A 21,297-nucleotide genomic window follows, 5' to 3' on the forward strand; every position below is an offset into this window, starting at 1 on the left:
AGACAGAAAGCCCCGCCCCTTCTTATTAAAAAAGAAAGACTTAGTAAGATTTATTGTTGTTATTTGAGTATCCCCTAACCGTCGAAAATCTCGAGGTTAGGAAAATTTGGAATATTGAGAATTAAGCAGATTGCTGCGCGACCAGCTCCACCGCTTCACGCGTTAGCTGAGCCAGTTCTTCCCACTTGCCCGCTTCGATAAGTGTTTTGTCGACCATCCAAGTGCCGCCACATGCCAACACTCGCGGTACGGCTAGGTAGTCTTTAATGTTCGAAGGATTGATACCGCCAGTTGGCATGATTTCCACATCACCATAAGGGGCCAACAGTGCTTTCACCATGTTGACGCCACCAGATGCTTCTGCCGGGAAGAACTTCAATGTGGTCAGTCCCATTTCTAACGCCGCTTCAACTGCACTTGGGTTGTTAACACCAGGTACGATATCAATACCAATCTCTTGGCAGGCGTTAACGGTGTTAGGGTTAAATCCCGGAGAAACCACAAAGGTTGCCCCCGCTTCTTTGGCTGCAATAGCTTGTTCACGATTGAGCACTGTGCCTGCACCAATCAGCATGTCTGGCTGCGCTTCACGCAATAGACGAATGGCCTCGACAGCGGCATCGGAGCGAAACGTAATTTCAGCTGCTGGCAGGCCGTTTTCTGCCAACACTTTACCCAGTGGGATGATGTCTTCTGCGCGATCAATGGCGATCACTGGGATCACTTTTAACGCTTTCAATTGAGCTTTTAAATTCGACATGTTGTTTCCTGTAAATCTATTTCTTGAACTGAGCAATAGCCGCATCGGTTGCCGCTTGTGGGATGATGGCGCCTTTATGTTGAATAACGGTACCGGCGAGGGTATTGCCATTCATACACGCTTGTTTGATGTTGCCGCCCGACAAGTAAGTCGCGAGGAAGCCACCGTTAAATGAGTCACCTGCTGAAGTGGTATCGATGACATTGTCTATGGGCGTTGTTGGCACAGAATAAGGCTCAGATGCATTTGAACCCGCGACTAAACAGCCTTCTGCACCGAGCTTGACCACCACATTTTTCACTCCTTGCTTCTGCAAGCGCGTGATTGTGTCGTGCGCCGTTGCATCGCCCAAAATAAGCTGCTCATCATCGAAAGTGACCAAAGCCAAATCTGTGATTTGATACATGGCTTGGTAGCATGTTTGAACCGTCTTCATTTGGTCTTGCGGCCAAAGTGCCGGGCGGAAGTTGCTGTCAAAAGCAATCTCAACCCCCGTAGATCGCAAGCGACTCAAAAGCTCAAGCAATTGGATTCGATCATGCTCAGGCAAAATCGCCAAGCTAATACCACTGACAAACACCATATCAACTTGCTTGAGTGATTCCGCTACACGTTCGAACTCAGCGTGTTGGAGCAAGTAACGTGCAGCCGATTGATTACGCCAGTAAAGAAAAGTGCGCTCACCTTGGTCATCTAACTGAATCAGATATAGGCCCGGCGTGCGCATTTCGTCTCTCAAGACTAATTCCGTAGCCACACCTTCTTGTTGCCAACGCGCCACCATGCCGTCACTCAGTGGGTCTGTTCCCATGGCGGTGACGTATTGCACCTGTACCTGCGGTGATGCGCCTGAAGCTTGGCTGCAACGGCTGAGGTAAACCGCCGCGTTAAGGGTGTCACCACCAAACGTCTGCTGCATGTCGCCAAACGGCTTGCCGTTCAACTCGATCATGCATTCGCCAAGTATTGCGATTGTCTTCATAACAGTTCTTTTAAGCGTGCTGAAGAGACCTGCGAAAATGGACACGACAGGTCTACATAGAGAGAAGAAAGGGATTATTTATTATCGATGCGTACAAACATCATGGTCATTGCGAATGACAGCGTGAACACGCCAATCACACCCAATACCGCTTGAACAAAGTTCTGAGTACCACTTGCCAAGTAAGCAGGCAGGCTGAATACCGAAGATAGGATGTAGCTTGTTAGGTGAGTATCGATAGTCACTGAAATCGCGCCTACGATACCCGTTGCCAAGCTCGCCATGAATAGTGCTTTAGTGTACTTAGTCAGTACGCCGAATAGTGCTGGCTCTGTGATGCCAAGGATTGCGGTCACACCCGAGCTTACGGTTACTGAAGATTGCTCTTTGCTTGCGTATTTACGTTGCTTGTACCAAATCGCCATTGTCGCGCCTGCAATACCTAGGTTACCCAGACACATGATTGGCATCAGCAAATCTTTTCCGTATAGCGCGAAGTTGTTCAAGCTGATTGGCGTCATGCTGTGGTGAATACCGAACACAATGGTAATTGGACGAGTTAGACCAAACACGAACCCGGTCAGTGTTGGTGAGATCTCTAATAATGAGCTCACTACCCAACCTGCGCCGTTACTTAGCCACATCCCCGCAGGAGCAACAACAGAGAGCACAAGAGTCGATGTCACAGTGAAAGCAAGTAGCGGCGTGAATACTGGTTTGGCAGAAGCAGGAACTAACTTATCTACCATAGGGGTGATTTTGGACAGTACCCAAACCGCTAGAATCGCAGGTACGATCGCGCCGCCGTAGTTAAGCAGCTCAATTGGAATCACACCAAATACGTTCAATTCCGGTGCATTGCCAGCCTCGGAAAGAATGGTCGCTTTTTCCAATAGTTTTGGCGACATCATCGCCGCAGCCACTGCTAACGCAATGTATTCGTTCACTTTAAATACTTTCGCCGCAGAGAAAGAGACCAGCATAGGTAGGAAGAAGAACACCGCGAGAGAAATCGAACGGAAGAAGAAAACGGTATCTGAGCTTTCTGAAATCACGTTGGTCGCAATTAAGCCCGATAGCAAACCCATCAACATACCCGAACCCGCAATCGCAGGTACGACAGGGCCAAAGATGCCCGCCACCACGCGCATTGCATTTTGGAATAGCTTGCCTTTCTCTTGCTCGATTTCTGCATCTTCTGGTGCTGCACTTGCTCCGGACAAGGCTAAGTACCATTTTTCAACGTCGACACCGATGATCACCTGTGTCTGACCTTGTCCAAGCACCACGCCTTTTACGCCTTGAATTGCTTCAAGTTTTGCTTTGTCGGCTTTCGATTCGTCCACCAGTTTGAAGCGCAAGCGGGTCATGCAGTGGGTAATGTTAGCAATGTTCTCGTTGCCGCCAAGTGCTGCGACCAATTCTTGTAGTTTCATGCTAAAGCTGTCTGCCTTACCTGACGACGCATCGCCAGTTGCCATGTTTGTTTGTGTCAATTGCATCATACTTTCCTATGTGCTTTGTCTGCTCATTCACTGCGCTCATCTTAGCTACTGGAGGTATTTATCCAATCGACAAATTAGTGATTAAACTCACATTAAAACGGCTAAAAATTAAATTTTCGGCTTTTTTCGCCAATTGGTTCGTTTTTCTTGCCGAATTCAAAACAGGAACGAACCAGTTAAATTTAAGCATAATTTACCGCTTGTAATTTGTATTTTTTCACGCTTATATAAAATAAATCCTGTTAACTAGAGATAGTTTTAAGTGAACAAAAATACCATATCAAATATTGAGTGCGTGATTACCAAGCCAGACAGACATAACCTGATTACTGTTATTATAGAAACAGAATCTGGTGTAACGGGCTACGGTTGTGCGACATTCCAACAACGACCATTGGCAGTAAAAACCATGGTTGATGAATATCTTAAGCCATTATTAATTGGTAAAGATGCAAATAATATTGAAGATCTGTGGCAAATGATGATGGTCAATGCATATTGGCGCAATGGCCCTGTGATCAACAATGCTATTTCTGGTGTTGATATGGCACTTTGGGATATTAAGGCAAAAATAGCCGATATGCCGCTTCATCAATTATTTGGTGGTAAGTCTCGTGACGCTATTCAAGTATATACGCATGCCACCAGCGATACGATGGAAGGCTTGTATGAGCAAGTCGATAAATACCTAGAACAGGGTTATCAACATATTCGCTGTCAGTTAGGTTTCTACGGCGGTGTGCCAGAAAATATTCAAACGGCACAAAATCCAACCCAAGGCTCTTACTACGACCAAGACCAATATATTGAAAACACGGTAGAAATGTTCAAAAGCCTACGTGAGAAATATGGTAAGCAATTCCATATTCTTCACGATGTACACGAGCGTTTGTTCCCGAACCAAGCGATTCAATTTGCGAAGCAAGTCGAGCAGTATAACCCGTTCTTTATTGAAGATATTTTGCCGCCAAGTCAGACAGAATGGTTGGATAATATTCGCAACCAATCGAGCGTATCTCTGGCTTTGGGTGAGCTGTTTAACAACCCTGAAGAGTGGAAAGCGTTGATCATCAATCGCCGTGTCGACTTCATCCGTTGCCACGTGTCGCAAATCGGTGGCATCACACCAGCACTGAAACTCGGTCACTTCTGTGAGAGCTTTGGCGTTCGTATTGCTTGGCACTGCCCACCAGATATGACGCCGATTGGCGCCGCAGTGAATACTCACTTAAATGTGCATCTGCACAACGCCGCGATTCAAGAACATGTAGAGTACAAAGCCAATACACAGCGCGTTTTCCCGAACGCAGCAGAGCCAATCAACGGTTACCTATACGCATCTGAAATTGCAGGTATCGGTGTGGAGATGGATCGCGAAGCGGCACAAGACTTCCCTGTTGAATACCGCCCACACGAATGGACGCAAAGCCGTTTACCAGACGGCAGTATTCATACGCCTTAATGCCTCATTTGTCCTAGCGACGGCGTTAAATGCAGACCTAAAAAAACGACCGCTATTCGCGGTCGTTTTGATCTCGGTAGTTAAGACTCTCGGGATTAAACTTGGTGTGATAAGTACACTGGTAATTAATATCAATAATATCGCTCACCACAAAGACTTCACCTGTTTTTAAGAATCCTCGATTAGTAATATTCATCGCCGAACTATTACGTTTACAGCCCAATAAATCCGCATCTTCTTTAGAAACATTAATTGCTTGATAAGTGGTTAAATAACTGTCGATTTCTAAACCTAAAGACAACACGTGTTTCTGTAATGAACTCTCAATAATCTCTTCGGTAATTTTAGGAAACATACTTACGGGTAATTTTGTTTCCTCAATCTGTGTCACTTTACCCTGAATTAATCGCAGACGTTTAATATTCCACAGATATTCATCTTCCTCGATAGAAAACATCTGCATTTCATGCGTAGTAGGTAGACGTTTATTCAGTTTTATTTTCTTGTATGAAATCTCACCAAATTTGTTTTCAGTGACCGAATTATAGATGAGTGGCGAACCAATAATTGAGGTATTAACGAAATAACCTGAACCTACTTTGGATTTCACAATACCAATCGCTTCAAGTTTAGACAGCGCCTTTCGTACCGAAAAACGAGAAATATCATACTTTTCCGCCAATTCACGTTCAGATGGCAACTTCACATCGATGACGTTTTGGCAAATTTTACTGATGATATCTTGAACTAATTCTTCGTATTTCTTCATAAGCATTCAATTATTATCGACAATAGGTAATTTATACCATTTTTTACTTATCAATATAATCCAAATACCTCAATTAAGCTAAGAAACAGCTATAAGAAAGCAAAATAATTTAGATAGCTTTAACTAGGTGTCCATCTCTTATTTTTGTTGTGAAAGTGGCGCTTTCAGTAAGTGGATCGATTTCATAACAGCTCAAACATACCATATGCTGTATCAAGTGATGCTCATCATTGAATCCCTGAGACCACGATAAGTAACTAGATCCTTTCTCATGTTTTTGAGCTTCATCGTACCTGTCGAAGTTTAAATGAAAGAGATACACAGTAAGACTGCCATTGAATCTGTCATTAACTGATGAGTTCAGAAAAAGTTAGAATTGTCGTAAGTAGATCTACTAAAGATTATAATTGAGATTCTCTATCACAAAACAATAGTCGTTTAATTAAGAATATCTACCATCACTTGAATCAGTATCACGAATAAATATTTCGTCTTAAAAATTTATTCCAAAATATACTAATCATTTTCCTTGCCTACATAGAGCCTTGAACCAATATCGTAATAAAATATTCCACATTGAGTATAAACAGTTTAAATATGGAATAAACTATTTTGTGACGAATATACCAATAAACTTAATTTTCCTTAAATAGTATCTATTGAAAACAACGACTCTTTACAAGGTGTATTATGAATTCAAAAATAGCCACATCATTTATATTCTTATCGATGACCGTTGGCTGTCAGTCTAACTCAAAAGATACTTATGACTTTTCAAATGTTGATAAAGTGATTAAGCAAGATATATCTGATGGTTTTCCTAGTGCAACCATTGGTATTTGGTATAAAGGAGATATTATAAAAATTGATTCTTATGGATACATTAAAATCCATGATGAATATACACCAAAACGATCACTCGGCAGCACTGAACATAATAATGACGTTAGCCTACCTAGTGAGAAGTTAATTCCAGCGGTAGATAATACTATTTACGATCTAGCATCAAACACAAAAATGTTCTCTACTAACTACGCAATTCAATATTTGGTTTCTAACGGGAAATTAGATTTAGATCAACATGTATCAGACATTCTTCCTGAGTTCGCAGATCAACCTACCGACCGGATCAAAGGCAAGTCTGAGATAACAGTACGAGACCTTTTACAGCATCAAGGTGGGCATAAGCCAAGTGTCGAATTCTACAAAGAAACAGGGGATATGTACTCCCAGTCTCGCGAAAAGACTTTAAACATAATGCTCAAGACCGAGTTGATGCAAGCTCCTCACACCGCTGTAACCTACTCTGATATTGACTATATGATATTAGGGCAAATCATCGAAAAAATTACGGGTATGACGCAAGACAAGTTTATGCATGACACGTTTTATCAGCCTATGGGACTTGAGAGAACCGGATATAACATGTTGACTTCCCCCCTTTATGGTAATGCTTTCACCTTAGATGATTTTGCTGCAACAGAAATATATGGCAATAGTAGAGAAGGACAAATTCATTTTAATAACATTCGAGAGCATACGCTTCAGGGCGAAGTCCATGATGAAAAAGCTTATTACTCAATGGAAGGTGTCGCTGGTCATGCTGGGTTATTTTCTACCGTTGAAGATATGTTATCTCTAATGTCCATCATGATTAATGGTGGAGAGTTTGATGGCGTTCAATATTTTTCTGAAGAAACCATAGAGGAATTTTTAACTCCGATAGAAAACCATGAAGAAAGTGGTTATGCATTAGGATGGAATATAAATTATCAGCACGAAAATACATGGTTATTTGGTCGCTATGCTAGTGAAAATACTTACGGACATTCCGGGTGGGTAGGGACAGCATCCCTAATCGATCCGGATAATGAATTAATGGTCATTCTTTTAAGCAATAAAAAGAATACACATATAAAGATGGACTGCGGAGAGGCGGTTTGTGGTGCATTTGAAGGTGACAAAATGAAAATAGGTGATTATGACCCTATTTTTGAAGAAATATATAAATCTCTTAATCTATCTAACTGATTCACACCAAAAGACAAATTATATTTAAACATAAGTACAAAACATGAAACGATATATATATGCAGCACTACCATTAATTATTATTATGGGATGTCAGAGTAATAATAATGATGATAATCATACAACTGATACTAAAATAACACTTGGTATAGAAAATACCGACCAATATCTAACGTACTTACAAAACAAACGAGTAGGTTTAGTCGTCAATCCCACGTCGCATTTATCTAATGGCGAACACACTATAGATTTTATGCTTAGTCAAGGAGTCCATGTCACGACTCTTTTTGCACCTGAACATGGTATCCGGGGGGAACAAGAGGCAGGAGAAGAAGTCGAAGATGGCATTGATGTCGAAACCGGCTTACCCGTCATTTCACTTTATGGCGACCATAAGAAACCAACAGCGGAAGATCTTGAGAACGTAGATGTTTTAGTATTTGACATACAAGATGTTGGTGTACGTTTTTATACCTACATAAGTACCATGCACTACGTAATGGAGAGCGTGGCTGAGAACAACAAAGAGATTGTCATTCTAGACCGTCCAAACCCAAATGGGGATTATGTTGCCGGCCCCATCATGGAACCAGAGTTCATCTCATTCGTTGGCATGCACCCGATCCCCGTAGTTCATGGTTTAACAGTCGGTGAACTTGCCAACATGATTAACGGTGAAAGATGGCTTTCTAACGGTATTCAGATACCAAAAGAGGACATTGTTGTAGCTGAAATGCAAGGCTACGACCATAGCACTCACTACTCTCTACCAACCCCTCCTTCTCCAAATCTTCAAACCGACAATGCTATACAGTTTTATCCTTCTCTTGGTCTATTTGAAGCAACAAGCATCAGTGTGGGACGTGGCAGTAAAACACCTTTCGAGGTAATCGCTTTTCCAGATCCCCAACTCAAAGTAAATATTGAATTTTTGCTTGATGACACCTCCGCTACTTGGCCACAACGGGGCCAATATGTTTACGGTGAGAGTTATCAAGTTTCTCAAACCAGCCCATTCAACTTTACTCTTCAGCCACTTTATGACTGGTATTGGAACATGCGTGATATGGGCTATGCGAGCTCTGAAATCATCGATAGACCTGAGTGGTTAAGCTCGTTACTCGGAACGGATAAAGTGCTGCCAATGATCATAAATGGCGTCCCATTAGAAGACATTGAAGCCTCTTGGGATAGCAATCTCAGTAGCTACGAAAACATGAGAACTGAATACTTAATTTATACAGAACAGAGCAACAAATCGGAGGGGGAATAATGAAAAAACAAACACTCTGTATCTTATCAATACTGGGAATTTTATCCGGCTGCAATAATGGAGACGGTAATGAACAGTCTTTAGAACAACGCGCTGAAAGTATCTTATCGGAGATGACAACCAGAGAAAAAATAGCGCAAAAAATCACCATGTCATTTCGTTATTTCTGTGCCGATGATGTGGAAGAATGTTCGACAGGATTGACTCAAATAAACGAAAGTGTCAGAAGAGTGATCAAAGAGGAAAGTATCGGTGGTGTAATCCTTTTTTCCTCAAACATGGATGGCATCAAGAATACCGCTCGCCTAATCTGGGATATGCAAGATTCCGTCAGTGATGACCAGCCTTTAGGCTTATTCATGACCATTGATCAAGAAGGTGGAAACGTCGTACGCCTTCCAAGAGAACAAGCAACAAACTTCGCAGGTAATATGGCTCTTGGTGCAGCTTACCTGGGCGATCAATTTAATGATAATCTAGCCTACAGGCAGGGCTTAATTCTAGGTCGAGAGGTCGGTTCTATAGGGTTTAATGTCAACTTTGCCCCAGTCGTTGACGTACAAAGTAACCCACTCAACCCTGTTATCAATGTGCGCTCTTTTGGTGAGTCTCCCGAAGATGTAGGAGTACTTGGTGGCCAGACAAGCATGGGGATGTCAGATGCCCACGTTGTATCTGCTTTTAAACATTTTCCAGGGCATGGTGATACCGAAGCTGACTCTCACTATGGTTTACCACGCGTAAACAAGACGCTAGAAGAAGCGTATGCGACCGATCTATACCCTTATATATCAACAATACAGGCAGGCACACAACCCGATATGATTATGACCGCACATATCCAATATCCTGCACTTGATGACTCCGTCCTCTATACGTCAAAAGAAACCGACGATACTCCTATAGGCTCTGAAATCCTTGTCCCTGCAACTTTGTCTTATCACATTCAAACTGAGTTATTAAGAAACGAGCTAGGTTATAGCGGATTAACTATCTCTGATGCATTAGATATGAAGGGAATCGCAGATTACTTCACCGAAGAAGATGCGGTTGTGAAACTATTCAATGCAGGCGTTGACATTGCATTGATGCCAACTGAATTTTACTCACAGAAAGACGATAACAAAGTTACACATATTATTGATGCTGTAATGGAAGCCGTAGACAAACAAGAACTGTCGATAGAATTGATCGATGATTCGGTAAAAAGGATCATTTTGACAAAACTTGAAAACAATATCTTGAATGAAAATGGAGCAACTGACTTCGAGGATGTCTACAGCTATAGCTTAGAAGTGCTTCAGTCCAGCGAACACAAAGAAGTAGAAAAGGAGATTGCCGATAAATCAATTACCATTGTTAAAAACAATGGATTACTCCCAGCCAACGCAAGCACACTTGGTAAAATTCATATTATAACCCCATGGGAAGAACAGGGCGCAGCAATACAAATACAGCTAGAACGAAATAATGTATCCCCCTTTGACATCTCACGAACCAAATTTTCTAACACAAGCTGGGATGAAGCCATTGTTGATATTGATAATGCAGATACTCTAGTTATTGGTACTAATTCCACTGCACCTTCACCTGTTGAAGACGATGGCATACCAAACGCAACTAAGATGGTCGCATTTTCAAAAGGCACGAAGGCACCGAAGAATTTATCGAACTACTCTTTAGTACGTGCTTCGACTCTTCCTACCGACGAGTCAATGACTGAAGAGCAACTCGCTCGATATTTATTTGAGTACGCCTCACAAAAGGAAAAACAATCCGTTCACGTATCTCTTCGAGCACCCTACGATATTGTGAATTATGACGATATTGTTGATACATCTATAGCTGCATACAACTACTACGGCTATGAAAATGGTTCAATGCGTGGCCCTTCTCTACCGGCTGTTATCGACACATTAATGGGGGTAAACAAGCCAAAAGGACGACTCCCAGTCAATGTCTATGAGATAGAGCTCGATGAAGATGGAAACACTGTGTTGGGTGAAGTGAAATATCCAATAGGACATGGCCTTTCCTACTAAGCCTCCCCAGTAAAACCTAAACATAAAAGGGCACATTCCGTGCCCTTGTTTTGATTCAAATCTTGGCCTCTGTGCTTTCCAACAACTCTTGTGGCATCGATGGGTTCATATCTTCTACCCCAAACCGCTACTTACTTTTTCTCCCACACGTTAAATTCTCACATTTATGCAATCAAAGTCAGCGGACTGTGAAATTTCATTCACAAAGAAAAATATTGCTAGCTGAATTTTATTGAGCTCGACTATGATTCGCGCTCCTGTGTTTTGGTGATTTTTTAAATGAGAATTTATACCGCTATTATCACTGCAGCATTGGCTGCAACAACACTTATCGCTCCTGCACACGCAGACGATAAATTCACTTTAGGTCGTACTATCTTGCTTGAGCACGGTAACCTAGCTGCAAAAATCCCAATGGTGATTTGCCGCAACACCAACGCGATCAAAGTGAAAGCAGAGAAAGACCTAGAACTAAGAAAGGTCGTTGTGCGATTCCAAAACGGTGACGAGAAAACGATTCGCTTCCACCGTGATCTAAAGAAAGACAAGATGACCGACTGGCGTTACTTCGGTTACCGTCGCTGTGTGAAAAACATCGAAGTATACGGTAACTCAGAAGGCTCTAAAGCGGGCGTGCGCGTTTACGGTAAAGAGAAGAACGATTAATCGTTACTGATCTCGACATTCAAAAGGGATGAGTATCCTCCTCTCTACGAATACAAAAATCCCTCGTCGATTGGCGAGGGATTTTTATTGTCAGTCAGAAACGAAGAAGGCTCTTATTCTGGCACAACCAATTCGGTTCCATTGACCGTAATTTCGACTTTACGCGCGGCTTGCTCGCGATATTCTTGTTCAATGACTGACGTCTCAAGACGAATGTTGTCCGCTTTCACGCTATGCAAAATCAAGAAATCTGCCACGACTTTTGCTCGCTCTTTCGCTAAGTGATTGTTGTACTCCAGATAAGCAGGCTTACTGTCTGCCCCCCCTGTCACCACCACTTCATAGCTTTCCAACTCAGTAATTCGAGTGGCCAATTGCATCAACTGAGCTTCCATCTCAGGGTTGAGCGATGCATCGTCATAGCTATAAACTGGACTGTTCTCCGCTAGAATCACGGTTTGCTCTTCTGGCGCATCTTCTATGTACTCAATAGGTTGCGGATCGTAACTGCTGCTCGACCACGGATGAAGCACCAGAGACAAGTTCACCTGACGCAACTGCTTGGTGTCTTTTTTGTCGTAGTACTGATCGAGCACACTGACATTAAACAGATTGTCGAATTGCAACGAGACGTCGATGTACTCACTCAGAGCATAGTAACCGCCCACCGACAAGTACGGTGCCACGCCGCTAGTTTCTGTCGGTGAATCCAACTGAGGCTTGTCCATGTCGGCGTTGTAGATGTAGCCACCCACACCAGCAAACAAACCACCATCGCGCCACAGTGACCATTTGTGTTTGGCGAGAATGTCCAAACCTTTCATGTCAAAACCATTGCCGTCCGATAAGCTGCGATAGCCTAACTCATAATCAAAAGGCTGCGTCGAGATACCTAAGCTGTACTTCAAACTGGTGATGTCGTTGTCGTGCTTGTAAGGATCGTCTTTAAACTGAGCGAGTCCCCCTGCCACTTGAAAATACAACCCATTGGATACCAAAGTATCGATAACACCTTTCTCGGGTCCGTCAACTTGCTTAGCCTCTTGTGCCAAAACTGGGGAGAGTGCAAAAACAGAAATCGCGAGCAAAATCATTTGTTTGTAATTCACAAGCCTTCCCCTATAAGTAAGAAACGGTGTACACCACCATTCCCTCGAACTTCCCTTTCTTAATGTTGGCAGGGTCGAAAGGCACCAGTTTGGCGAAGTAACGGTCATAGCCGACTTGCTCTACTTCGTAACCATCACCGACAGGCTCATTAAGTTGCACTTCTTCACCACTCGGAGTGTAAAGTTTGATGCCATAGGATTTGATTTCCGTGCCGCTTTCGTCAAAGACAGGCACATAAGATCGGTTGGTCAGATCACGCACGTTATCAAAATAACCACGCAGCTTAACGGATGGACAATCGGCTCCGTACTTTAAGTTGCGAACGATAATAGTGAGAGGGCGAGGCTCGGTTTGCACAATATCGTCCACACCAATGCGCCCGTAGTCGATGTTGTTGTTCTTGATCTCCAGCTCAACCAAACATTTAGAAGGCTTAAGAATGTCCATGTTCTGAATCACGCTGCGGTAGTTCGCATACGCCCCGTTGTAACCCAACTCCCCATCTAACTGGAAAATGTTGACCGGTGCGCTATATCCAGAGAAGTCCCCCGGCCCCGTAACAATGATGGGCTGGTATGTAATGGTTTTGGATGTTTTAGTGCGTGATTCACAGGCGTTGTTATCTTCACTAGCACTACACTGAGGTACCCTGAAGCCATCGACCGCCGTTTTTACGCCATAAATATCTCGGCCTTCATATCGAAACCCCACCTTAATACCAGGAATATTCGGGACGACTGTATCACCCGTTTTACCGGGCCAAAAGAACACTTGCTCGGGGAAATCCTTCAGGTGAGGGAAATTCGTCGCATCTTTATAGCAAGTAACATTCACCGTTTGAGACGGGCCACGCCATACCACTTGTCCATCAGGCGCATCAATGGGTACCGATGCAGAAGGGTCAATGTAGAAACTGCTTACACCGCCAGGACCACTACCACCAAAACTACCACCGGCTTCTGTGCTGTAGCAGGCTAACGCCCACGCATTGGGAGCAACTGAAAGCCCCGTAACGAGCAAACAAAGTGTTAGAAATAACGCTCTCATCATTACCCCTCACTTTCGTCTTTGGCAGTGCAAATGTTTTTTGAATTGCAGAAATAGGTGTTGCTCACCGTGGCACCATAATCATTGATGTGGCTTAACGTGTATCGGTCGCTTTTTTCTACTATCAAGGTTCTACTGGTGAACGGCGCAAGCATCACAGGGGTGAAACCTGTCGCGTCTTTCTTAGCTTTCCCCACCATCAATTCAGAGTAAGTCACGTAAAATGGCGAACCGTTTTCTACCAAGATCTTATTGCTGCCCGTGCGCTTAATTTTGGTCGCGCTCGCCACCGCTTTATCGATGCGCTTAATCTTGTCCAGACTGGAAGGTCGATAGAAAAATTTGATCACCGATTCAATCGCGATTTGGATAGAGCCACTGGCAGTTTCTGCGACAGCATCATCGTGCTTGTCATGCTCCGAAGGCGGCACTTCGCGAACATGTAAGAAGTAAGCTGTTTCCCTGTCTTGCGGCAGTTGGGAAGCCGTTGGCAAAGATTTGATGCGCAACATGGCGTAATCTTTACTCTCGATTCTCAACACGGGTGGAACAACGATGAATTTGTCTTCTACATCCTTTCCGTCCATGTCCGTCAACCAAGATTGCGCCAAGAATGGAATGTCAGCGGGGTTCTTTATTTTGACGGTCTCTACCTTTGAGTGACCTTCATAAACCACACGAGTTCGGTCTAAAGCCAATGCTGCATTCGCCGATGCCGAGACCATCAAACAACACATGACGGCTAGAATTGATTTTTTCATAACTTCTCAACTACTGATTAATTATCACAATGAACGGAACGGATGACTTCTTTACTGTTTAGGATTGAGTCATCAATGATTAAGTGGCAGCTTTGGTTATCCCCCCAGCTCACACTGATTTTTGAATCGAGATTGACGCCGACCAGATAAGCCGTCGAGTCTTGCCCAACAATGCCAATCTCTTGATTGAGTTCGTCGTCAAACACCAATGCACCAAACGGAATGTCTTGTTCGCCTTGCAAGCGCGCCATGAAGTTGCTGCCTTGGCGGGCCTTGATTTTTTGATAGCCGATCGCACCTTCGGTCAGCACCATGCTCTTAACGCTGCCGAGCACCTCAACATCATCAGGTAGTGATTTGTAATCGATGGTGTTGTAGCTCTTTTGATAAGGCGTCACGCCATTGATCAGCGCCAAGCCAAACGCATTGGTCTCTTCGTTGTTGCTGCCGTTAATGGTGACGTCTGGTACATTCGAGTCGATAAGAATGCGCGACGTACCCGAGTTAAGTGCGCTGTATGCCAAGCCATGTTTTGAAAGCAGCACTGTCCCCATCGCATTGGCGTTTACTTGGCTGTACGAGTTGGTTTTGTAGCTGCCACCAACAGACGTCGACATGAATGAGAAATCACGATTGTAGTTGACACTTACGCCGTTGGATTCACCCTCGTAAACATCGTAAGCAACGCGATAGTTAGAACCGTCATCGTTGTTGTATCCCGAGTAGGCAAGGTTTTGAGAGTAGTCGCCACTGCGTGAATTGGTTTGAACTGAGACAGTGTTGCTGCCACCAATAGGAATAGAGATCCCCAATGACCAACCTTTTTCGTCAATGCTTGGCGAGTATTCATTAATGCCCGACTCGTAGTCGTAACTGATGTATGAATCGTTCGACTTGTACAGGTTCATCGTTAAGTAGAGATCGATCCCGTTGATCTTCAACGGATGCGAAATATTGACGTCGTAACGAGAACTGTCGCGGCGATTGTCCCAATAGTTGTTTGAGGTGTAAGACAAATACGCACTGGTCGAGCCAAAGCTCTGGGTTAGTGCAATGTATTTTTCATCTTTGCGGTTGTTGTTCGCGGCATAGACGATGGAAGAAGTGCGGTCATCATAAGACTTCAAATACTCATCAAATTCGTAATATTGCTCTTCCGAAAAACGGTAGCCTGCCACACGTAAGCCCAAGCCAAAGTCGGTCAGCGTGTTGTTGTAAGTAAAGCCATAAGACAAGCCAGAGGCATCCGTGTCGTCGCCTAATTTCGCCTGTGCAGAAGAAATATCGAATGAAGCCGCCCCGAAGTAATTCAGGTTAATACCACTACCGAAAGTGTAAGATTGGTAATCTTCAGAGAGCAGCGTTGCAGAGAACAACGACAGGTAGTTGTTGACACCATAGGAAGCTTCGGCGGAAAAGAACTCTGGCGTGTGCTCATAAGCGTCACTGTCCGGCACACCCGCTGAAACGCTATAACGCACATGATTAGGTCGAGTTAGGTACAGCACATCTGCACCGTTCACTTGGTAACGTTGAATCGTCCCGTCGGCTTGCTTTACTTCAACATCCAACGTACCTTGAGACGCTTGTGATAGGTCATCAATCAGATACGGCCCCGCATTCACATTCACCACTTTAAGTACGTTGCCTTGCTGGCGAATGGTGATCACCGCATTGGTATTGACCGTGCCAGAGACCACTGGCGAGTAACCGCGCAAGTTCGATGGCAACATTTGGTCATCGCTTTGTAGGCGAACACCTGTCATTTGGAACGAGTCGTACACGTCCGAGCCAAACTGGGTATTACCGAACGTCAATTTCGATTTAATGCTGCGAATCGGCGCGTAGCCATACAATGAAGTAAAGTCACCCGAGTAGTTGTTAGATGCTTGGTAATTTGCTCGAAAGCGAAACGCTCCGGCATTTAGCCCAACAATGCCATAGGTGGATAGATCGTCATTCCAACCGTTTTCATCGTCTTGTTGGCTAGAAAAATAGTTAACGTTGTAATCCAGATAGAGCGCGGCGATGCCATCGTCCCATAAACGATCAGGTACAAAGCCATATTTGTACTCATTGGCGATGTATTCTTGAGGCGTCGTGATGTCTAAACGTGCTTTACCGAGATCGGACGTGACTTTGGTGTAGCCGACATCTTCAAACTGATAACACACACCACCATCAACTGAGATCGCGTTTTCTTTGTAGACTTTATAACCACGCTCGCTAAGAGGAAGGCTGTCCATTAATGCATCAGAAATGCAGGGTTTATTGTTATTAAATACAATATTTTCTTTGGTTAAGAACTCCCCATTAATATAAACCTCTAGCTCATATTTACCGTCTTCCACAAAGTTCGCATTCGAGAATTTGCTTAAATCGACACTATTTTTACTTCTTATAAAATAATCATTGAAGCTGGTCGCGTAAGAAAAAGAAGGAAAGGAAAGTACAATTATTAAACCGAGTAAATGACGACGCATTTTATCAACCAGTGTTTTTTATTAGAACGAGAGCTTTGGCTAAACAGCCAAAGCTCTCTCGGCAACTGCTTATGGGTACGTTACGCGTAGTAGCGCCCAAGATTCTGCAACACCCGCAGTAACAGGTGTTGCTGTTACGTCTACGTTTGCTTCATACGCTGCAGAGAAAGACGCGATGTTTGTGCCGTCTACGATTACGTTGCTTGCCGCTACGTCACCGTTGTCGATTGGGTTACCATCGTGAAGGATACGTACGCCAACGCCCGTTGCACCGCCTTCAACGCTGAATAGGTCACCAGTAGTGTCTGGGTTAGAATCGAATGTGAATTCTGCTTTTGTTGCTACAGTCGTATCACAATCCGTCAGCTTCACTTGGAAAGGCACTGGTGTAGAGCGGTCACCTTTTGCTTTAAAGATGTGCGTTGGCTGTTGACCAAGTTGGATTGTCTGATCGATGCTGTCTGGTGATAGACCACATGCTGATTCTACGATTTCACCTTTGAAGTAAACGTTGGTCGTGTTTTCTGCCAAAGCAGGCGTTGCAGACATCAGTCCAAAAAGAAAAGTAGCTGCGATTGATGAGCGAATGAATTTAGCTTTCATTTTTAAATCCCGTGTATTTTTAGCGAATAAATGCAGACAAGAAGTGATGACTTCTTATCGTTGCAATTTAGTTTTTAATAAATGTGTGGATGGAAACGTTTTATTTCCAACTCGATGTGTTTGTATCGTTTCAAAAACATTATGATTTTTGGTTAGCGTGAATGTTATTAAGTTCTAAATCATTAATTCTCCCTAAATTATTTGCTCCTTTTCATCAAGAAATAATGCATTCTTGTTACGAGCCTATATGTTATTTACCTGTTCCAATTTACATTCATCCAATTAAACGTTTTTCCGAAGATAACGATGACTCGACGTACAATTCGTGAAAATTAAGTGTTATTTGAGGAGCTCCAAGTGCGAATAGTCAACAACTCGCCTAATACATAATCTGACGTTCCAGAATATATATTCGAACACAAGCCAACCTCTTCAAGCTGAAGGACTCGAGCTTTCTTTGCCGCTTTTCTTTCAGCCGCGACGATCCAAAAAAATTTTGCCTCACTTTCGTACAATAGCTCAATCAAACGCTCAATCGTCGACAGCAACGCACTGTAAGTTAAGCTTTCAGAGTGGAGAAGAATGAAAGTATCGCCTTCGATTCGATATGTGACTGATGCTAAATAGCACCCAGTAACAGACCACTGCTCCGTTCGCTCCCTACCTGTCACAAACGGTTCATACTCCTCAACGGAACATAGACTTCTAAGAAACTTATAACCACTGCCTTTTTCTTTTAAACGCCGCCACCTCCCCTGCCTTTGGGGAAGTTCAATCAGTCCAAAATTTCCTCTTCGAAAGCGCTCAAATCTCTTCATCAGTTGAGGTTTGTTCGGAAAGCCACAAACCTTAAGTTCATCTACACTGATTCTGAGAGCTCTAAATATTTGAACCATTCGTTCAGGTGTCGGTTGTATCTTCTCGCTTTCCCAACGAGAAAGTGCATTCACATCAAGCCCAGAAAACAAAGAGAAGGAAAGATCGTGCAAGCGCTCAACTAACTCTCTTTGAGACCAACCTCTTCTCTTTCGTGTCATTCGAAGGTGATGAGAAAAGTTCGATTTCATCTACTGTTCTCCTGCACTGCTTAATTGACTTATGAATCAAGAGGTTAAATAGGCATAAAAAAGTTAAGCAATACGGACATGCTCTGTATGTTTGAGGAGGATAGGTTGTAGAATTTGTCTCGAGTTATTTGATGCTATGCCATTAAAAAATAAAGAGAAATGTACAAAAACGGCATTTTGATTCAATGGTAAAGAACAACTACGTTGATATCGATAGATTCAGCCTTTACCTGAGCAACCCTATCAAGAAACCGATGACTCACCGTGCGTTTCAGCCACAAATGGATGCAGAAAAAAGACGCAAATAATCAGCGCTAGGAATTCAAGACATTAGAAAACGTGAGGTCGCGGTCGCTTCCTCAGTCATTGAGAATATGAACTGTGTTGTTATTGGCTATGCGAAAAAGTAGTCAAACAGCCGCAATTGCGCCCTTCTTGTATCTTCATCAGATATGCCAATGTACCTCAATGTTGTCGCAACAGATTGATGACCGATGATAGTAGCAACAAGGCCAATATCCATATCACTTGAATGATAAAGGTGACGTGCAAAGATTTTACGCAGGCTGTGACAACCAATCTTGTGTTGGCGAAGCTCATCGATACAACAAGATAAGCATGAGAATACCCGCCAGCACGCTTGTCGAGAAATGACACCTCGCTGCCTTTTTGCACGATTACTGCCCAGTGTCGCTCTTGAAAAGATGAATCCGCTGTCTCGACCTTGCCATACTCTTTGTCGCTTTTTTAATGCCGTTAATGTTCGCGGACTGAGATAAGCCACTCTTTTTTTCACTGGCGCACTTTTGGTTGCTTCTTCTAATCGTGTTTGGACGCTATCTTTCCAGCAGCGAGGAACAAGATCAGTGATGTGTCGATAGTCACATACGTAAACAGAAAGCAGTTTTGTGTGATCACGCTTGTAGTAGTTAAGCAACTCATTTTTGACACTTTTTAAGACTTTATGCCTCGCTCTGGCTTGTCGGGCTAGCGTGCCTTTACTCTCAATCACAACCACTTCTCCGGATTCGAAATTGATATTATCGTAACCCAACTTGGTGATATCGGTAATTCGTAGCCCTGTTTCAATACCTATTCTCCAAATTAGCCAATACACTTCATCATGATGACTCTTGAGGTATTTCTCTGCTTTTTTTACAAGGCGCTTGTCACTGATTGCCTGTACGGTACTCATAAACATACCTTCCATTGCGTTATAATTATTAATAATTAAAATATAGTTCAAACAACCATAAGTAATAAGGATGAGTGTTCGTCAGTTATTACCCAATGCTTATTAACCCGTGTTTGAGCGTATTTTTCTCATGCTATGGTGCAGGGCAGGCAATGATTGGTTGAGCCCAATCCCCTGCACAAAATCCTCTGGACTATATCAAGCTGAATTGGCCTTCCGACAGTGCTGATCTGTTCGGTAAATACATCTCTTAACTTGATAATTTATCTAGACTTATAACTATATTGACTTTTTACTCAGAAAGATGGCGGTTTGCTTGGTGATAAGAACGGTGCTCACCCGTTAGATAAGCCTTCGTTTTGTGATCTAGTTATCATTAGGTTTTTTACTGAACCAAGATCACAATAAGTCTCATTAAATTTGTTACGTTTTGATGACCTTAAAGCACCGCTCATAACCGTTAATTTAAGGAGTGGGAAAGGTCCCTTTCATTTTTGAATGACAAGAAAAAAGACACCTATTAATCAGGTGTCTTTTTAATCAATTAGACAATTAAAATCGTTCGATTACTGAGCTTGCTGCTTCATCGATTCAAACTTTTTAATTTGTTCTTGTTGGCGCTTTTCTAACGTCGACTTCTGCTCATCAGTCAGAACGTTGTAAATGTCGTTTTGTGCTTTTAGTTTTGCAAGCTGGACATCGATTTGTGTCTTGTTAGCTCGTTCAAGCAGCGCTTTTGCTTTTGCTTCGTCAAACGATGACGCTTTTACTAACTTCTCAAACTGCTTCGCACTTTCTTGGATATCTTGTGGCGATTGCTCCTGAGTCAGCGTACTGCTTAAGTTAAGCTGAATTTCTTCAATCTTAGCTTGCTGATCAGCAGTAATGCTTTCTAAACCAAATGGTTTTGGCGCTACAGGTTGAGTGGGTGCCGCTTCTGCAAATACATTGGCACTGCTTAGGAGTAAAATTGTCGACAATAAGTAGCGTTTCATTGGGGGAACCTTTATTTACTTCAATCAGGAGTAAGGTCAGACTCAAGCGATACCATATGGTTTCCTGCCTATTATTAATGTGCGACTTTCCTTCACAAAAACAGCATTAGAAGTGCATCGCAAGGAACCGAACAAAAAATAAGGAAATGCGTCGTCTTTTTTCGGCCTCTGTCGTCTTAGTTATTGTTTTACTGAATTTTAAGAGATTATGTTTACCTTCAAACCTGCAATCATAGAGATTGATAACCATCAAATCGCGATTTCACTAGATGATCAGAACTTGGTAGAAACAGCCCGCAAGGTCAAAGTGAATATCGCTGCGCCCTGCCTAAAGAACAAGCGTAAACACGGTTGCTGCCATGCTTGCAAAGTAGAAGTTAATGGCACGCCTCTTTACGCGTGTAAGGTAAAGCCTCAATCAGGCATGAAAGTGATTGTGCGCCGCGCAGATTTAGACGAAGAACGTAAACAAGCGATAAAAACTTACAAACAACAAATAAAGAAAGGCGAAACAAAGCCCTGCCAATGTGGCTAAATCGCGCAAGG

At 43.1% G+C, this 21,297-nt stretch carries 18 protein-coding genes; 6 read left to right on the top strand and 12 right to left on the bottom strand.

Features of this window, described 5'->3' with window-relative positions:
- Positions 1 to 121: 121 nt before the first annotated feature.
- The 3 genes from L1076_RS16395 to L1076_RS16405 form a co-directional block, all read right to left on the bottom strand.
- Positions 122 to 760: a bifunctional 4-hydroxy-2-oxoglutarate aldolase/2-dehydro-3-deoxy-phosphogluconate aldolase gene (locus L1076_RS16395; RefSeq protein WP_237304030.1), complete on the bottom strand. Its 639-nt coding sequence runs from the start codon at positions 758 to 760 to the stop codon at positions 122 to 124.
- Between the two features lie 16 nt (positions 761 to 776).
- Positions 777 to 1,742 (bottom strand): sugar kinase, encoded by a 966-nt coding sequence (locus tag L1076_RS16400; protein ID WP_237304031.1) that lies wholly within the window; start codon positions 1,740 to 1,742, stop codon positions 777 to 779.
- A 74-nt stretch (positions 1,743 to 1,816) separates the two neighbouring features.
- The gene (locus L1076_RS16405; RefSeq protein ID WP_227742621.1) at positions 1,817 to 3,223 is read right to left on the bottom strand and encodes a PTS transporter subunit EIIC; all 1,407 of its coding nucleotides are present in this window, start codon (positions 3,221 to 3,223) and stop codon (positions 1,817 to 1,819) included.
- Between the two features lie 286 nt (positions 3,224 to 3,509).
- Here L1076_RS16405 and L1076_RS16410 point away from each other — a divergent pair, with 286 nt between their 5' ends.
- Positions 3,510 to 4,709 carry an enolase C-terminal domain-like protein gene (locus tag L1076_RS16410; RefSeq protein WP_237304032.1) on the top strand — a complete coding sequence of 400 codons (1,200 nt, stop codon included), beginning with the start codon at positions 3,510 to 3,512 and terminating at the stop codon, positions 4,707 to 4,709.
- A 52-nt stretch (positions 4,710 to 4,761) separates the two neighbouring features.
- On the opposite strand, the gene L1076_RS16415 is transcribed toward L1076_RS16410, so the two are convergent.
- Positions 4,762 to 5,478, bottom strand: a complete 717-nt coding sequence (locus L1076_RS16415) for a GntR family transcriptional regulator (RefSeq protein ID WP_009706571.1) — start codon at positions 5,476 to 5,478, stop codon at positions 4,762 to 4,764.
- A gap of 690 nt (positions 5,479 to 6,168) precedes the next feature.
- Between L1076_RS16415 and pbp4b the strand changes: the two genes are divergently transcribed.
- The 4 genes from pbp4b (at position 6,169) to L1076_RS16435 (ending at position 11,490) form a co-directional block, all read left to right on the top strand.
- Positions 6,169 to 7,509 carry a penicillin binding protein PBP4B gene (pbp4b, locus tag L1076_RS16420; RefSeq protein WP_237304033.1) on the top strand — a complete coding sequence of 447 codons (1,341 nt, stop codon included), beginning with the start codon at positions 6,169 to 6,171 and terminating at the stop codon, positions 7,507 to 7,509.
- An 85-nt stretch (positions 7,510 to 7,594) separates the two neighbouring features.
- The gene (locus tag L1076_RS16425) at positions 7,595 to 8,782 is read left to right on the top strand and encodes a DUF1343 domain-containing protein (RefSeq protein ID WP_275424165.1); all 1,188 of its coding nucleotides are present in this window, start codon (positions 7,595 to 7,597) and stop codon (positions 8,780 to 8,782) included.
- On the top strand, positions 8,782 to 10,824 hold the full coding sequence (locus tag L1076_RS16430) for a glycoside hydrolase family 3 protein (RefSeq protein ID WP_237304035.1): 2,043 nt from the start codon (positions 8,782 to 8,784) through the stop codon (positions 10,822 to 10,824). The genes L1076_RS16425 and L1076_RS16430 overlap by 1 nt, the downstream gene beginning before the upstream one ends.
- A gap of 279 nt (positions 10,825 to 11,103) precedes the next feature.
- Positions 11,104 to 11,490 carry a DUF2541 family protein gene (locus tag L1076_RS16435; protein WP_005434277.1) on the top strand — a complete coding sequence of 129 codons (387 nt, stop codon included), beginning with the start codon at positions 11,104 to 11,106 and terminating at the stop codon, positions 11,488 to 11,490.
- Between the two features lie 113 nt (positions 11,491 to 11,603).
- On the opposite strand, the gene L1076_RS16440 is transcribed toward L1076_RS16435, so the two are convergent.
- The 8 genes from L1076_RS16440 to L1076_RS16475 all read right to left on the bottom strand — a co-directional run bounded on the left by L1076_RS16440 (position 11,604) and on the right by L1076_RS16475 (position 20,751).
- Positions 11,604 to 12,599: an OmpA family protein gene (locus L1076_RS16440; RefSeq protein WP_237304036.1), complete on the bottom strand. Its 996-nt coding sequence runs from the start codon at positions 12,597 to 12,599 to the stop codon at positions 11,604 to 11,606.
- A 10-nt stretch (positions 12,600 to 12,609) separates the two neighbouring features.
- Positions 12,610 to 13,650, bottom strand: a complete 1,041-nt coding sequence (locus L1076_RS16445) for an adhesin (RefSeq protein WP_237304037.1) — start codon at positions 13,648 to 13,650, stop codon at positions 12,610 to 12,612.
- Positions 13,650 to 14,408: a molecular chaperone gene (locus tag L1076_RS16450; RefSeq protein ID WP_237304038.1), complete on the bottom strand. Its 759-nt coding sequence runs from the start codon at positions 14,406 to 14,408 to the stop codon at positions 13,650 to 13,652. The genes L1076_RS16445 and L1076_RS16450 overlap by 1 nt, the downstream gene beginning before the upstream one ends.
- A gap of 17 nt (positions 14,409 to 14,425) precedes the next feature.
- Complete coding sequence (locus tag L1076_RS16455; RefSeq protein WP_237304039.1) at positions 14,426 to 16,891, bottom strand: fimbria/pilus outer membrane usher protein; 2,466 nt, start codon at positions 16,889 to 16,891, stop codon at positions 14,426 to 14,428.
- A gap of 69 nt (positions 16,892 to 16,960) precedes the next feature.
- Positions 16,961 to 17,494, bottom strand: coding sequence for a fimbrial protein (locus tag L1076_RS16460; RefSeq protein ID WP_009706582.1), 534 nt, complete (start codon positions 17,492 to 17,494; stop codon positions 16,961 to 16,963).
- 332 nt (positions 17,495 to 17,826) lie between these two features.
- Positions 17,827 to 18,561, bottom strand: coding sequence for a helix-turn-helix domain-containing protein (locus L1076_RS16465; protein ID WP_237304040.1), 735 nt, complete (start codon positions 18,559 to 18,561; stop codon positions 17,827 to 17,829).
- 394 nt (positions 18,562 to 18,955) lie between these two features.
- On the bottom strand, positions 18,956 to 19,756 hold the full coding sequence (locus tag L1076_RS16470) for a tyrosine-type recombinase/integrase (protein WP_038868874.1): 801 nt from the start codon (positions 19,754 to 19,756) through the stop codon (positions 18,956 to 18,958).
- Positions 19,757 to 20,322: 566 nt separating this feature from the next.
- Complete coding sequence (locus L1076_RS16475) at positions 20,323 to 20,751, bottom strand: Spy/CpxP family protein refolding chaperone (RefSeq protein WP_038868873.1); 429 nt, start codon at positions 20,749 to 20,751, stop codon at positions 20,323 to 20,325.
- 208 nt (positions 20,752 to 20,959) lie between these two features.
- Between L1076_RS16475 and L1076_RS16480 the strand changes: the two genes are divergently transcribed.
- Positions 20,960 to 21,286: a (2Fe-2S)-binding protein gene (locus L1076_RS16480; RefSeq protein WP_237304041.1), complete on the top strand. Its 327-nt coding sequence runs from the start codon at positions 20,960 to 20,962 to the stop codon at positions 21,284 to 21,286.
- Positions 21,287 to 21,297: the final 11 nt, after the last annotated feature.

Source organism: Vibrio sp. MMG023 (assembly GCF_021654215.1).
Classification (GTDB): domain Bacteria; phylum Pseudomonadota; class Gammaproteobacteria; order Enterobacterales; family Vibrionaceae; genus Vibrio; species Vibrio jasicida.

Coding starts and splice junctions, on each gene's coding strand:
- L1076_RS16400 (WP_237304031.1), bottom strand. CDS start 1,742: ATGAAGACAATCGCAATACTTGGCGAATGCATGATCGAGTTGAACGGC.
- L1076_RS16470 (WP_038868874.1), bottom strand. CDS start 19,756: ATGAGTACCGTACAGGCAATCAGTGACAAGCGCCTTGTAAAAAAAGCA.
- L1076_RS16445 (WP_237304037.1), bottom strand. CDS start 13,650: ATGATGAGAGCGTTATTTCTAACACTTTGTTTGCTCGTTACGGGGCTT.
- L1076_RS16465 (WP_237304040.1), bottom strand. CDS start 18,561: ATGAAATCGAACTTTTCTCATCACCTTCGAATGACACGAAAGAGAAGA.
- pbp4b (WP_237304033.1), top strand. CDS start 6,169: ATGAATTCAAAAATAGCCACATCATTTATATTCTTATCGATGACCGTT.
- L1076_RS16435 (WP_005434277.1), top strand. CDS start 11,104: ATGAGAATTTATACCGCTATTATCACTGCAGCATTGGCTGCAACAACA.
- L1076_RS16475 (WP_038868873.1), bottom strand. CDS start 20,751: ATGAAACGCTACTTATTGTCGACAATTTTACTCCTAAGCAGTGCCAAT.
- L1076_RS16450 (WP_237304038.1), bottom strand. CDS start 14,408: ATGAAAAAATCAATTCTAGCCGTCATGTGTTGTTTGATGGTCTCGGCA.
- L1076_RS16415 (WP_009706571.1), bottom strand. CDS start 5,478: ATGAAGAAATACGAAGAATTAGTTCAAGATATCATCAGTAAAATTTGC.
- L1076_RS16455 (WP_237304039.1), bottom strand. CDS start 16,891: ATGCGTCGTCATTTACTCGGTTTAATAATTGTACTTTCCTTTCCTTCT.
- L1076_RS16405 (WP_227742621.1), bottom strand. CDS start 3,223: ATGGCAACTGGCGATGCGTCGTCAGGTAAGGCAGACAGCTTTAGCATG.
- L1076_RS16430 (WP_237304035.1), top strand. CDS start 8,782: ATGAAAAAACAAACACTCTGTATCTTATCAATACTGGGAATTTTATCC.
- L1076_RS16395 (WP_237304030.1), bottom strand. CDS start 760: ATGTCGAATTTAAAAGCTCAATTGAAAGCGTTAAAAGTGATCCCAGTG.
- L1076_RS16480 (WP_237304041.1), top strand. CDS start 20,960: ATGTTTACCTTCAAACCTGCAATCATAGAGATTGATAACCATCAAATC.
- L1076_RS16460 (WP_009706582.1), bottom strand. CDS start 17,494: ATGAAAGCTAAATTCATTCGCTCATCAATCGCAGCTACTTTTCTTTTT.
- L1076_RS16425 (WP_275424165.1), top strand. CDS start 7,595: ATGGGATGTCAGAGTAATAATAATGATGATAATCATACAACTGATACT.